9 protein-coding genes are annotated in these 13,434 nt (G+C 69.5%); 7 read left to right on the top strand and 2 right to left on the bottom strand.

Going from position 1 to position 13,434, the window contains the following annotated elements; all coding sequences use genetic code 11:
• The first annotated feature begins 16 nt into the window (after positions 1-16).
• The 7 genes from ASD15_RS10245 to ASD15_RS10215 all read left to right on the top strand — a co-directional run bounded on the left by ASD15_RS10245 (position 17) and on the right by ASD15_RS10215 (position 12,725).
• Positions 17-3,553, top strand: a complete 3,537-nt coding sequence (locus ASD15_RS10245) for a penicillin-binding transpeptidase domain-containing protein (RefSeq protein ID WP_057154739.1) — start codon at positions 17-19, stop codon at positions 3,551-3,553.
• Between the two features lie 159 nt (positions 3,554-3,712).
• Positions 3,713-5,047 (top strand): hypothetical protein, encoded by a 1,335-nt coding sequence (locus tag ASD15_RS10240; RefSeq protein WP_307188272.1) that lies wholly within the window; start codon positions 3,713-3,715, stop codon positions 5,045-5,047.
• Positions 5,044-5,640, top strand: coding sequence for a hypothetical protein (locus ASD15_RS10235; RefSeq protein ID WP_057154737.1), 597 nt, complete (start codon positions 5,044-5,046; stop codon positions 5,638-5,640). Before ASD15_RS10240 ends, ASD15_RS10235 begins: the two co-directional genes overlap by 4 nt.
• 3 nt (positions 5,641-5,643) lie before the next feature.
• Complete coding sequence (locus ASD15_RS10230) at positions 5,644-6,906, top strand: hypothetical protein (protein ID WP_082551727.1); 1,263 nt, start codon at positions 5,644-5,646, stop codon at positions 6,904-6,906.
• Positions 6,903-7,997, top strand: coding sequence for a hypothetical protein (locus ASD15_RS10225; RefSeq protein ID WP_057154735.1), 1,095 nt, complete (start codon positions 6,903-6,905; stop codon positions 7,995-7,997). The genes ASD15_RS10230 and ASD15_RS10225 overlap by 4 nt, the downstream gene beginning before the upstream one ends.
• Positions 7,998-8,098: 101 nt before the next feature.
• Positions 8,099-10,417 (top strand): hypothetical protein, encoded by a 2,319-nt coding sequence (locus tag ASD15_RS10220; protein WP_057154734.1) that lies wholly within the window; start codon positions 8,099-8,101, stop codon positions 10,415-10,417.
• A gap of 7 nt (positions 10,418-10,424) precedes the next feature.
• Positions 10,425-12,725: an SUMF1/EgtB/PvdO family nonheme iron enzyme gene (locus ASD15_RS10215; RefSeq protein ID WP_057154779.1), complete on the top strand. Its 2,301-nt coding sequence runs from the start codon at positions 10,425-10,427 to the stop codon at positions 12,723-12,725.
• Positions 12,726-12,794: 69 nt separating this feature from the next.
• On the opposite strand, the gene ASD15_RS10210 is transcribed toward ASD15_RS10215, so the two are convergent.
• Positions 12,795-13,133 (bottom strand): hypothetical protein, encoded by a 339-nt coding sequence (locus ASD15_RS10210; RefSeq protein ID WP_057154733.1) that lies wholly within the window; start codon positions 13,131-13,133, stop codon positions 12,795-12,797.
• On the bottom strand, positions 13,134-13,433 hold the full coding sequence (locus ASD15_RS10205) for a hypothetical protein (RefSeq protein WP_057154732.1): 300 nt from the start codon (positions 13,431-13,433) through the stop codon (positions 13,134-13,136).
• Between the last annotated feature and the right edge of the window lies 1 nt (position 13,434).

The raw sequence follows: 13,434 nt of genomic DNA, 5'->3' as shown, positions 1-13,434 counted from the left end.
TCGGGGCGAGGGGCATATGCGGGCCAAGTTCAGTCACATTCTGCAGTCCATTGCTGAGCGCCGCCGCGCCTTGCGCCGGGCGCGCAACCTGCGCGCGGGCAGCGCAGGCAGCGCAGGCGGCCGTGAGCCTGCTGCGCACGCTGCGGGCCGTGCTGCGGGTCGCGTACAGGATGCGTATGGCGCGCTGTGGCGTTCGGCCGGCGCGTCCTGGCGGCGGCTTGCCGCCGCGCCGCGCGGTACGCTATGGCTGGCCGCTGCCGGCGTGCTCGCCGCACTGGGCGGCGCGGCAGCCATCATCGGCCATGCGCGCGCACTTGGTGCCGCTACCATCACGACGCTGGATGCCGCCAGCGCGCGCCATGCGGCAACCGTATATCAAGCCGCCCTGCCGGGCGCGACGCTGACGGTGGCGCGGCAGGCGGGGGTGCGCTTCAGTGCCGTTGCGGGCGGCGCCGTGGTGACGCTGGCGGGCATGCAGGGCATGGGCGCGGTGCGCGTGGACCTGTGCAGCCAGCTGCGCGAACCTGGCAGCGCGCGGCTGGTGCCGCTGAGGCTCGGTTACCGCTTCGATGACGTTCAGCGGTGGATGGACAAGCAGGCTGCGCAGGGCGTGGCGCCGTCGGGCGCGTTGCGCAATGTGCTGCTGGTCGGCGGCGAGTCAGCCGTATCGGCCGCCATGCCCGAGGTGCGCATCAGCGGCGACGCGGGCGCGGACTTCGGCGGAAAACCGCTGCAGCTTAGCTGGCGCAGCGCACCCGGCACGTCGGCGCGCTGGCTGGGAGACGCCGGGGCCGGCAGGGTTGAGGAGGGCGCCAGCGCCACGGTGGGTCTGTTCCGGCAGGGCTGGCTGTCCTGGGGCGACGGCGCCGCCATGCGCGTCGAGCGCCGCGCGAGCGTGGGCTGTCCGCAGGCTGGAGAACTGGTGGTACAGCTTTATCAGCTTCGGCAAGCGGGCAACGGCAGTCTTGCCGCCGCTCCGGCCACCGGCTTCGGCGACAAAGCGCTGCTGGCTGCGTTCCCCGCGGCCGGCGGCGCGGTGGCGGCCTATCTGCCGCCCGGCGTCTACCATGTCCCGGCCCAGGCGCCGGCCGCGCTGGAAGACCAGGCTTTGTTTGCCGCACTGCAGGCGGCGGGGCTGGTCCGGCTGGATGCCGGCGGCATGATCGCGATCGCTCCACGCGATTTGCCGCAATGGCTGGCCAGCGGCGCCTCCTCGCGCGCCACCGCGCTGGCGGAGTGGCGTGACGTCCGGCTGGACGGCGCAGGCATCAAACTGCTCAAGCGGCTCTACCACCAGGCCGACGGGGCATACGTGCGTCAGCAGGTCGACATCTACAACAGCGAGCGGCGCCTGCTGGCATGGCGCGTCAAATCGGGGCCCGCATGGGAAGCCAGCGCCGGCGACAGCCCGCTTGCGGCCTCCACGCACATGCCGCCCGCCGCCGCCCGCCTGTTCGCCGAGCTGCCGCAAGGCTGGCAACCGTGGACGCGTGTCGCCTACTGGCCGCAGGCCAGCGCCGCGCAGACGGTGACGCTCAGCCTGCCGCTGACCGCTGCCGCCAGCGGCATAGCCGGAGCCGCAACACTCGCTGCGATAGGCGGTGGCGAAGCCGCAAGCGCGAGCGCGGGCAAAGCCGGAGCCGAAGCCGAAGTCGAAGCCGCATCCGTCTGGCCCGGGTCCGGCCCTGGGGGAGCAGCCGCGCGCGAGGGCGCCGCGCTGCAGCTTCTCATCGCCGGGCGGGTAGTGTCGGTCACCGGCGCCCGTGCGGCGCTCGCGCCGTCATGCACCGGGCGCGGCTGCGCCTCCGCGAGCGATGCCGTTCGGCTCACGCTGGAGCCGCTGGCGGGCGCACGCGCCATCAAGGTGGAGGTGCAGCCGCTCGACATGACAGGCGTGGCCGCGTCCGGCGACCAGGCTTACCGTCATCTGCGCGTGGCGGGCGGCCGCATCGTCTGGCAGCCGCTGGAGGCCGCCTTGCCGGGCGGCGCCGGCGGCGCGGCCGGCGCCGCCCGCGCTCCGGCCGGCGCCGGCGTGCAGCTTCAAGACCGCAACGGCACGCTGCTATGGGCCGATGGCGGCAGCACGCCGGCCGCGCTGGATGCTGGTTTGGGCGCCATGCTGGGCATCGCCCCGGAGCACGCAAGCAGCATCGCCGGCGTGCTTGCCCGCGCCTTCGCCAACGGCAGCGGCAGCGGCAGCGGCGCCCCATCTGCGGGCCTGCCAGCCAGCGGCAAGCTGTCGCTGGATTTGCCGCTGCAGGCCCTTGGCCAGCGCATCATTGAATGCATAGGCATGCGCCATGGCCGCTGGGACGGCAAGACCTGCGGCGGAGGCCAACCCGCGCCCCAGGGCCGGCACGCCGGACTAGTGCTGCTGGACGCCGAAACAGGCGACATCCTGGCTGCGGCAGGCGCCGGCAATGCCCCCGCCGGCGCAGCCAACTGGCCGGAAGTGCGCGACTTCGACCGCGCCAACCCTGCCCGCAGCCCCTTGCGCCTGCCAGCGCTGCAGCACGACGGCGGTGCCCACCGCAGTCCCGGCTCCACGTTCAAGATTGTCAGCGCGGTCGGCCTGGAACTGGCGGCAAAGTCCGACCCGCGCCTCGATGCGCTCCTGGGCGGCATGCCGCTGCCCGCCATCAATGCTGTGGCCCGCCAGCGCGGCTATTCCTTCGAGACCGGCGCCGCCACCTATCCTGCAAGCGCGTCCGCCGGCGCGGGCGCACGCATCACCAACTACAAGGAGCAAGGGCTGGACCGCCGCGCGCAGGAGGGCAGGCTGGGACTGCCGCAGGCGCTGACTTACAGTCTCAATACCTGGTTCGCCTGGTCGGCGGAAATGAGCGACCGCAGCCTGTTCGGCCGGCCCGACGGCGGCGTGCCCGGCGTGCAGGCGCTGGAATCGGGCGCGCTCGACCCGGTGCGGCCGATCGCGGCCGCCGCCCATCGGTTGGGCTTCGAGCAACGCCTGCGGCTGGACGGCGGCCTGTTGCCGAAAGACTTCGCCTGGCAAGCCTATGACGCGCTGCAAGCGACGCCGGCCCACATGGACACCATCCACACCCGTCACGAGCTGCGGCAAATGGCGATCGGCCTGCGCATGCAAGCCACCCCGCTGCAGATGGCGATGGTGTCGGCCGCCATAGGCCAGGGCGCCACGGTGGCGCCGCGCCTGCTGCTGGAATTGAACGGCAGGGCGGCCGGGGAGCCGCGGCAGGAGCCGCTGGGCATCCGGCTGGACCGCATCCGGGCCGGCATGAAAGGCGTGGTCGATTCGGGCACCGCCGCCGGCGCGTTCGGCGCGCAGTCGCTGGCGGCGCTGCGCCGTGGCCTGTACGGGAAGACCGGCACGGCCCCGGTCAGCGACGGCGCCGCCACGGTCTGGTTCACCGGCTGGCTCGAGCCTGGCAGCCTGCCGCATCAGCCGCATCGCCTCGCCGTGGCGGCCTTCGTCAGCCATTCCAGCACCACCGGCGGCGAGCACGCCGCGCCCATGGCGGCCGCCCTGCTGGCGGGTTGGCCGGGCCGGAACGTGGAACAGAAGGGTAAATAGCCCTGTAACAAGGGGAATGGATGAGCGCCGGATGTGGCATGATTTTGAAGTGTCCGTCGAAGACCATACGATCCCTATGGTCCGGCGGCACTTATTCTTCGAGTACGGGATCACATGCGGCTGCCGGGAACGCGTTATCAGGAACATGGTTGGGAACAGGTGCGCAAGCTCCTGGGCCGATGCTCGCTGCTGGCCGTGCGCCACATGGATTTGCATCTGCTGCTGGACGGCGCGCACGAAGCGGCGCAGCTGGATATCTACACCGATGCGCTGGCGGCCGAACTGCGCCTGGCGCAGCGCGGCGCGCGTGGCGAGGCGGCCGGCAACAGTTATGGCGAAAGCGTGTCCGAACTGGCGACCAGCCTGGCCTTCGAGCTGCAGGCGCAGCCTTCCTATTGGAGCGCCCTGGCCTCCGCCATCGCCGGCGAGCACGCCAGGCATGGTGCGTTCTGGCTGAAGCCGGGTAGCGAAGGCATGCTGCGCAAGAAATTCAACGATATGTACGCCGGCCTGCGCGACAAAGTGGACGCCGATAACTACCAGGTCGCCACCGGCCGCGCGTGCAGTCCGAACAAGATGTACACCTACCGCATGCTCGACACCGCCTACCGCGAGATCGAGCAGCTGTTCGCCAACTGGCGGCAGCACCCCGAGCAGGTGGCCGCGATCCTGGGCCGTGCGGCGGACGGCATTCCCATCGAAGCACGCCAGATGAAAACCATAGGCGGATGCAAGGCCGACTGGGTGATACGCTGGAGCGAGTCGCTGGAGCGCTTCGGCGGCGCGCCGGGGCCGCTGCACACCAAATCGAAGCGCTTCTCCAGCCTGAAGAACGGCCCAGAAAAAATCGCCGCGCTGATGGCCGACATTGCCGACTACGAAGCGCTGTCGGCCAATATGGGCGCGGCCGAGGACTGGCGCGGCGACGAGGATGAAGCCGCCGCCTGGATGGATGACTATCTGCGCGTGATCGGCGAGTCCGAAGCGGCTGAAGAGGAAGCGCCTCTGCCGGATGTGGTGGACCAGATCCTGCAGCCGCTGGCCGATGAGGAGGAGGACGAGGAGTTCGAAATCCCGGCCGAGGCGGCCGAAGGCGATGGTCCGGACGAGGATGGCGCGGACCTGCTGGCGCCCCCGGCCACCGTGCAGCCCGTACGCGACCCTGTGCTGGCCGCAGCAGACCGGGCCCTGGCGGCCAGCCTTTCCTTGCCCCTCCGCTTTATGGAACTGGCTACCGCTGCGCAGGACGGCGGCAGCCGGATGCTGCAGGTGCTGAGCGAGGAATCGCTGCCGATCCGGCTGGCGGTCTACCAGAAGCTGCTGGGCCCTGAAGATGAAAGCTATCCTGACGCCTGGCTGGACCCGGCCACCGGCGAGCTGCCGACCTTGCAGCAGCTGGCGGCACTGGACCGGATTTCGATGCCGACGTTGCGCAAGCGGCGCAACGAGGCGATCGGCAAGCTATACGCGATGAACAGAGGGATGCAGAGATGACCACGCCAGACCAGAAATTGCAAGAGCGCCTGCTGCTGTCGCGGGCGGCGCCGGGCGATCGCCTGATGCTGCCGGACGCCGTGTTGCTGGCGGCGCTGGATGGTAGCCGCGTATTGACGCCGAACGAGCGCCGGGCGTTGCAGGACTCTCCGCTGACCTTGCGCCGTTTCCGGCAGTTATCGCTGGAGCGGCGTTCGGAGCGCGCAACCGGGGGCGGTTCCGCGCCGCACGCGGCCAACGACCCGGTATGGCGTGGCAGCCACGGTATGCTGCGCGCCGCCTCCAGTGCCGCCGTGCTGGATGAGCTGGTGACCGACGACGGGTACTGGCAGCTGCATTTCCTGCCGGGCCAGGGGCCAGCTGGCGCCGGGTGGCAGATCATCCTGAAACTGGATGGGGACGCGCCATTCGCCGCGCGCCTGCTGCGCGAGCAGCCGATGCTGCGCGTGGTGGACGGCGGCGGCGCCATCTTGCTGCAAGGACGGCTGGATGCGGACGGCGAATGCGAGCGCGCATGGCCATTCGATACCGCGCCGATGGCGCATTTCCAGCTATACGGCGCCCGTTTCGCCGTTGAACCGGTGGCGTGCTAGGCCATGGGACTGTTCTCATTCGTCCGCCGCCGCAGCACAGCCGCGGATGCCGCACCAGGCTCGCCTTGCGCTGAGCTGGGACGCAGCGTGGTTGCGATGCGCTTGCGCGGCGAGCAGGTAGCCGGTGGGTGCGTACAGGTGGTGTTCAGCGAGGCGGGCCAGTCGCGGCGCGCCGCTGCCTCAGGCGTGCGCGGAACCGAAGTGGCGTACGGCTTCCATCCGGGGCCGTACGGCATCGATATGGCACCGTTTGCCGCTGCGCCGGAAACCGGCCTGCGCATCCGCTTCGTGATCGACGCGGCAGACCCGCGGGTGGCGCAGCAGCGCTTTGATTTGTATCTCTTTAGCGAAGTGGCGGAGGTGCTGACGGTGGAGGGCTTGCGGGCGGCCGTCGAAGCGGCGGTGCAAGAGGCGCTGGCGCAAGGCATGCTGGATCTGCCGCCATGCACTTCGCTGGACGAGTGGAATGCGTTCCGCGCCGGCCTTAACCAGTTGCTGTATACCCGGTTCGGCATCACTGTCGAGGATTGCCTGCCTGTCGATCTCGGCGAACAGGCCGACTACGCCGCCCAACTCCGCGCCCGCGCCCAGGCGCCCGCACCGGCTGCGGAGCCAGCCGGCGCCGATCCAGCGGCCAGCCGCGCCAGCGTCACTGCACAAACGACCGGCGCAACCTCGACCGCCAGCGCTGCCACCGGGGCTGCTGCCGCTGCCACCGCCACCGACGCCGCTGCCACCGCTGCGGCCAAGGCCCCGCGCCGGGCCACCTTGGGCGCCGCCGCTCTCGGCGCGCCGCTGCTTGCCGGACAGGCTGCAGACGATGCACATGCGCTGCGCCGGCTGTTCCTGGAGCTTCCAGTGCTCTCCAGCGGCTTGCGCCAGGTCGCGCTGCCGCCGGGGCAGGCGCTCTTTCTGGCGCATCGCAGCCTGTTGCAGCGCATCGCCCTGATCGCACTGGATGTGAACACCATGCCCGTGCTGGCCCTGGCGGCGCCCAACCAGCCATTGCCAGCCGTGCAACAGCAGCGCCGGGCGCACCACAGCATCGAGGCCGCGCGCGGGCTGGATCAGGCCTGGGCCTTGCTGGCCCGTCTGCAACTGGCTGCCAACCCGCTGCAATTTGGCGCAGCCTGCGGCAGCACCGACCCCGAACCCATGCTTGCCGCCTTGCTTGACGACGCCGACCGCATCGTCTCCAACCTTGACCATCACTTGTCGCAGCGCCGTATCGCCAGCGCCGACGCGCGCCTGGAGCCCTCGCTATGAGCTGCGCCGCCACCGCGAAATTGCCCGCCAACGCCGAGTGCCGCTGTGTGCTGGCCGACGGCCGCGTGCTGACGGTAACCGCCAGCCGCCGCCCCCGCGCCAACCGCGCCGAAGTCAAATGCGCCGTTGCAGGCGCGCCTGCGCTGAGCGAGCGTATGCAGGAAGTGGTGCGGCTGGCGCGCCATACCGAGAGCCGTTTCGACAGCCGCGACCAGGTGGTGCTGAGCATGGACATCGCGCCTGCCGCAGAAGAACGCGGCTGGGAACTGGCCGCCGTGCTGGCCGACCGCATGGTGCGCGGCGCCTGGCAGCCGGGCTGTCCACAGGTCTACGCTTATGGCTGGTCTGACAACTGGCACTGCGGCAGTGTCGCCGGCCAGCCGGACCTCGCCGCTGCCCGCCTGCAGCAGCATGCCGCCAGGGGCCTGCTGGCCGTGCTGGGCGGCGCGGCTGCCGCTACCGTCGCGGATACTGCGTCCACGCTGCCCGGCAGCCTGTCGCTGACCCACCTGGGCGCCCTGACTGGCCACACCGATCCCTCGGCAGCCGTGTCCAGCGCGCGCGCCTGGTTCCCCTTGCACAGCGGCGGCATCAACGATAGCCTGAGCTGGGTCGAAGTGAGTGTCTACCCAGTAGAGCAGAGCGGCAGTGACGAAGAAGACACCATCGCCGTCCCCGGCCTGGGGCTGACCGCGCAGCTGGCCGTGCGCCAGGCACTGGCCGGCGCGCGCCACTTCGACGGCCGGGGCTTGGGCCGCTGGCGCACCGTGGTGCGTTTCGGCCAGCCACGCTTCCAGGGCGTTTCCTATGAACTGGCGCTGGTCATGGCCGACCGCCTTGCGCGCGGCCGTGAGTTTGTGCCGCGCGGCCGCATCATCGCCAGCGGCTGCTCTGGCGCCTGGCACGCCGGCCGCGTAGACACGGTGGAAGGACGCGAAGCGAAGCTGGAGTTGATACTAAAACAAGCGGTCCAGGGCGACCGCGTGCTGCTGCCCAAGGATTGGCAGAATGATATCACCCCGGCCTGCGCCGCCGCGCTGCGCGCCCGGGGCGCCTCGCTGGTGTGCATAGAACGGATCGGAATCATATGAATCGTGCGCAAAGTACGAGCGGCGCGCCCCTGCTAAAATCAGGACCGGACGGGGCGGCAGTAGCGAATAAGGCAATACGTAAGGCTAACAAGGAGTTCGACATGTTCCGAATGTTTGGTTTTGGCGGCGTCAAATGCCCGCGCTGCGAGCATAAAAACGGCGCCGGCACGGGCTACTGCGCGAACTGCGGCGTGATATTGGGGGCACCGCACAATGAGCCGGTGCTGCGGGATAACCGCTGGATACCGGCCAACGATGAACTGGCCGTGTATTTCGGCGTGCGCCAGCTGGCGGGGATTTTCAACAAAACCTTGCGCGTTCCCGCCACCACCCGCGCTTACATCCTGCAAGCGGACAAGGCCACCGAAGTGCCGCAGGGCGAGTACGAAATCGAAGGCTTTTTCACCCGCCTGAACCACCTGTTGCGCGACCAGCATGCCGAGATCCTGATTACCCGTACCACGCCGCTCCCGGTGGAGTTTTCCTTCAGCGATCTGCACACCGCCGAGCACCTGAAGGTGGCGGCACGCTTCAAAGTCGCCATCAAGGTGGAGCATGTGCCTGCCTTCGCCCAGCATTTCATGACCGTGCCCGGCACCGTCACCACGCTGAACCTGCACGACCTGCTGGCCGATTCCGTGCGCCAGGTGGCAGCCGAATTCGTCGGCGGCCGTTCGATGCGCGACATGAGCGGCAACGCCGACCTGCGCCCGCAGCTGGACGAGCGCCTGCAAGCGGCGCTCAAGCTGCGCCTGGCCGAATTCGGCCTGGCCGTGGCGCAAGTGGACACGCTGTCCCTGCGGCACGACAAATTCGACAACAACCGCGAGCGGGTCGGTTCGCTGTGGTTGGTGGCCGACGAGCGCCATGCGCAGCTGGAGCACGTGAAGCAGCTCGATGAGCTGTACAACGAAGAAGAATGGCAAGCCATCTGGCGTGAGGAACAGAAAATCCTCAGCGACTTCCGCCGCGCCGAGCTGCGCCAGGACGCCGCCGTGGACAAGGCCGAACTGGCGCAGCAGGAGGCTGAACGGGTGCAGGCCATCCGCGCGCGCGAAGTGGATCTGTACGGCCGCATCATCGAATCGAGAACGCGCCGCCAGGCCTTCGAACGCGGCGCCGGCGCCACGCTGATTGAGCTCGAACACGAGCTGGCGAAGAAGAAGGCCGGCCGCGCCGGCGACGTGGCGGAATGGGAGCACGTGCGCCAGCTTGCGCAGATCAAGATGCGCACCGAACTGGAAGTGGCGCAGCAGGCCGCGCAGGAACAGCGCCAGTTGGCGCAGCAGCGTTTCTCGCACCAGCTGCACATGCAGCAGATCCAGAACCAGGTGGCGCAGGCGCTGACCATCGAAGACGAAGCGCACCGGCGCGCGCAGCTGGTGCGGCTGCGCCAAAGCGAGACCGACGCGCAGCAGCGCGAAGCGGAGCTGGAAGCGGAGCACCACAAGGCGCGCTTCCACGCGGTGGCGCTGGCCAATGCGGCGCGCAAGCGCGAGGCGGAGCGGGTGCAGGAATGGCAGGACCAGCAGCAGCTGGCGCACCAGCGCGAACTGCTGCGCGGCGAGGCCGTGAAGGACGCCGAGAACGGCGTGCGGGTGGCCGAGGTGAACCAGAAGCTGGAGCAGCTGCGGCGCGAAGGCGCAGCCGCCGACGCCGTGGCCCAATACGAAAAACTGCTGCGCACCATCGAAGCGGACGGCATCCAGCAGCGCCAGATGCAGGCCGTGGTGCAGCGCGCCGCGCTGGACCAGCTGGCAGTGGACGAGCAGCGCCTGGCGCTGAAACAGCGCGAGCAGGAAGCCGGCTGGCAGCGCGAACTGAAGAAGCTGGAGCACGAGCGCGAACAGAACTTCGCGCGCTGGAAGGGCGAATACGACACTTTGCTTGCCCAGCAGGCGCACGCGGCCGAGCTGGCGCGCATCGATATCGAGCGCATCGCCACCATCGGCAACCTGAGCGACACCGGCAAGGTAGCCATGGCCGCCGCTCCGAATGCCGCCGCGCTGGCGCAGCTGATGAAGGAACAGGTCCGCTCCGGCATGAGCCCGGAGCAGATCCAGGCCATGGCGGCGGTGGTGGCGGCCGAGAATAGTGTCAGTCCGGTGGACGCCATGCGCATGATGCAGGAGCGCGTGGCCGAAGAACGCGCCCACCGCGATGCGCAGGAACAAAAGGACAAGCAGCACCAGCTTGAACTGCTCAAGCTGCAGAACGCCACCCACGCCAACGCCCTCAGCTCGCAGATGCAGCTGGGCGTGGGCGTGGCCCAGGCGCAGGCCGGCGCGCCGGTGCACCATCATCATGTCCCAGCCGCCGGGGCTGCGCAGGCTGGGCCCCGGTGCTGCGCGAACGGCCACCCGGTTCCGGCCGACCGTCCGAACGCGAAATTCTGCGCCGAATGCGGCGTGCCTTTATAAGTTGAAGATGCAAACAGCAAGAGACAAGATACGTGAACTGCGTGCCTTGCACGACGATGGCCTGTTAAGTCTGCAAGAGTTCGACCGCCGCAAGAACGCTATCCTGGACGCCGAGTATTCGCCGCTGGGAGGCAGCGCCGCGCCAGGTGCATCCGCTTCGCCCATCCAGCTGCGCCAGGGCACGGAGCTGGGCCTGATGGCGGGCCAGGAGATCGGCCCGCAGAACCGGCGCTACCGGCTGGAACGGCTGATCGGCCTGGGTGGCATGGGCCAGGTGTGGCAGGCCACGGACCTGGCCACGCAGGAGGAGCTTGGCCATAGCGCCCAGGTGGCGCTGAAGATCCTGCCGCCGCAGCTGACGCAGAGCGCCACCCACACCAAGCTGCTGATCGAGGAAGCCACGCAGGCGCGCCGCCTGGCGCACGAGAACATCGTGCGTATTTACGAGTGGGCGCAGGACCCGGCCACCTCCAGCTACTTCATAATCATGGAGTGCCTGGACGGGCAGGACCTGGACGCCTGGCTGGCGCACAGCGGCCCGGCCACGCCGGAACAGATCGAAACCATGCTGCGGCCCGTGGCGCATGCGCTGGACTATGCCTGGGACAAGTTCAAGCTGGTGCACCGCGACATCAAGCCGGGCAACGTGTTCCTGACGCAAAAGGGCGAAGTCAAGCTGCTGGACTTCGGTATCGCCTCGCGGGCGCGCAATGCCGGCAGCAGCCTGGGGCTGCAAACGCCGAACGCAGGCACCACCGGTTACCGCGCCCCGGAGGCCGGGGCCAGCCAGCGGCAGCCCAGTCCCAAGCTGGACGTGTACGCGGTGGCGGTGATGATTTACCAGCTGCTGGAAGGGCGCCTGCCTTTCGACGACGACCGCAACGCCAGGTTTGCGCCGTCCGCCCCCACGGCGCTGAACGAACTGCAATGGCAGGTGCTGCAGCGCGGCTTTGCCTTCGCGCAGGACCAGCGTCCGGAGTCGGTAACGGCCTTGCTGGACGCCTTGCTGGGCGCTTCCGGCCCCAGCGAGGAGCAGCTGGCGGCGCAGGCGGCCGAGCGCCTGGAGCGTGAACGGAAACGCGAGCAGGAACAGCGCCGCGAGCAGGCCGCGCGCGCCGAGCAAGCGCGCGCGGAGGAACTGAAGCGCCAGGCTGAACTGGCCGAACGGCGCAAGGCCGAAGCGCAGGCCGCCGCCATTGAAAAAGTGAAGCTGGACCAGCAGCGGCGCGAACTGGAGCGTGCGCAGCGGCTGGAGGCCGAGCAGCAGGCCAAGGAGCGCAAGGCGCGCTTGCGCGAGCAGTTGCTGGCGCGGCGCGAGGCGGATGCGCTGAAGGCGCGCCAGGCGCAGGAGGAACAACAGCGCAAGGCGGCCCAGCTGAAGGCCGAAGCGGCCTACCGCGCCGAGCAGGAGCGGCACCGCAAGGAGCAGGCGGCGCGCAACGCGGCCGAGCTGGCGGCGCTGATGCCGACCCCGGGCAGCCCGGTGGCGGACGCCAGCGGCGTGCTGCGCGACCGCTTCCTCGACGGCACCGGCGCCGGCCCGGACCTGGTGCTGATACCGACCGGCCGCTTCCAGATGGGTTCTTCGGATTACGAGCGCGACATTGCCATCAAGGCCGGTTCGCAGAAGACCTGGCTGGACCGCGAAACGCCGCAGCATTGGGTGGGCATCGACTATCCCTTCGCCATGGGGCGCTTCCCGGTGACGGTGGGACAGTGGCGCCAGTTTGCGCGCGCCACGGGCTGGGAATCGATGTCCGACACGGATTGGGCTGCGCCGGGTTTTCAGCAGGACGACCAGCATCCGGTGGTGGGCGTGAGCTGGAACGACGTGCAGAAATACCTGGCCTGGCTGTCGGAGAAGACCGGCCAAGTGTACCGGCTGCCGAGCGAGGCGGAGTGGGAATATGCCTGCCGCGCCGGTACGCACACGGCGTTCAGTTTCGGCGACGAGATCAGCACCGAGATGGCCAACTACGACGGCAACTTCACCTACAACAATGGCGCCAAGGGCGAGTTCCGGCAAGGCACCACCAAGGTCAGCGCCTTCCAGCCCAATCCATGGGGGCTGTTCGACATGCACGGCAATGTGTGGGAATGGACCCAGGACGTGGTGCACGAGAATTACCAGGGGGCGCCTGGCGACGGCAGCGCATGGGAGCAGGGCGGCGATCCGGTGCGGCGCGTGCTGCGCGGCGGCTCCTGGCTGTACCAGCCTCGCTACCTGCGCGCCGCGCTGCGCAACGGCTATTCGGCCGTGCTGGCCAATGACATTGTCGGCTTCCGCGTGGCACGCAAACTCGCGTAGGGCGGGCAGAGGGCCGGCGGGCCGCGCCGGCGGCGCGCGCAACCTGCCGCGCGGCGCGGCCGCGCATCGTCAACCCAGGCAGCGCAGCTTGGGTGTCTGGCGCATGGCGGGCGCGTCCAGCGGGTCCACCACCAAGCGGGAGCCGCGCGCGGCGAAGCGGTAGCGCCGGCCGGTGGCGCCGCCCGTCACCACCAGTTCGGCCATGCCGTCATACACGAAGGGAACCCCGTGCGTCGTGGCGAAATGCGGCGCGGCCGCTGGCGCTTGTGCCGCTTCCGCGGCCTGGGCGCGCGCTCCCGGCGTGCCCATCGTCTGCGCACCCGCTCGCAGGCCCGCGCTGGCGCGGTAGCCTTGCGAGCCGTAGATTTTTTGCACCATGTGCTGGCGCTTGCTTCCGCAGCATCCCATTTAATTCTCCTCTTGCCGCAGCGCGCCGCGCACGCGCTCGAGCGTGATCGCTGCGGCGGACAGCGCGGGCCACAGCAGTGCAAAATGCTGCCAGCTACTGCTTAGCATGGCGGCGGCCGGCAGCGCCACCCACAGGCTCGCGCAGTAGAAGCAGTCCATGGCGCGTCCGAGGACGCCGTCGCCAGCCCAGCCGCGCAGGCGCGCCACCGCATCCCACGGCCCGTCTTCGGCGTGCAGCAGGTGGGTCACCCGCCACACGGCCAGCACGGCGAGCAGCAGCTCGTACCAGGCGCCGGCCATG

This window comes from Massilia sp. Root351 (assembly GCF_001425045.1).
GTDB lineage: Bacteria > Pseudomonadota > Gammaproteobacteria > Burkholderiales > Burkholderiaceae_D > Rugamonas.
This window is presented reverse-complemented; position numbering and strand designations above follow the sequence as displayed.

Bases quoted from the DNA above. Each gene is read 5' to 3' on its own strand.
- ASD15_RS10220 (WP_057154734.1), top strand. From the start codon at position 8,099: ATGTTCCGAATGTTTGGTTTTGGCGGCGTCAAATGCCCGCGCTGCGAG.
- ASD15_RS10230 (WP_082551727.1), top strand. From the start codon at position 5,644: ATGGGACTGTTCTCATTCGTCCGCCGCCGCAGCACAGCCGCGGATGCC.
- ASD15_RS10235 (WP_057154737.1), top strand. From the start codon at position 5,044: ATGACCACGCCAGACCAGAAATTGCAAGAGCGCCTGCTGCTGTCGCGG.
- ASD15_RS10245 (WP_057154739.1), top strand. From the start codon at position 17: ATGCGGGCCAAGTTCAGTCACATTCTGCAGTCCATTGCTGAGCGCCGC.
- ASD15_RS10215 (WP_057154779.1), top strand. From the start codon at position 10,425: ATGCAAACAGCAAGAGACAAGATACGTGAACTGCGTGCCTTGCACGAC.
- ASD15_RS10225 (WP_057154735.1), top strand. From the start codon at position 6,903: ATGAGCTGCGCCGCCACCGCGAAATTGCCCGCCAACGCCGAGTGCCGC.
- ASD15_RS10205 (WP_057154732.1), bottom strand. From the start codon at position 13,433: ATGGCCGGCGCCTGGTACGAGCTGCTGCTCGCCGTGCTGGCCGTGTGG.
- ASD15_RS10210 (WP_057154733.1), bottom strand. From the start codon at position 13,133: ATGGGATGCTGCGGAAGCAAGCGCCAGCACATGGTGCAAAAAATCTAC.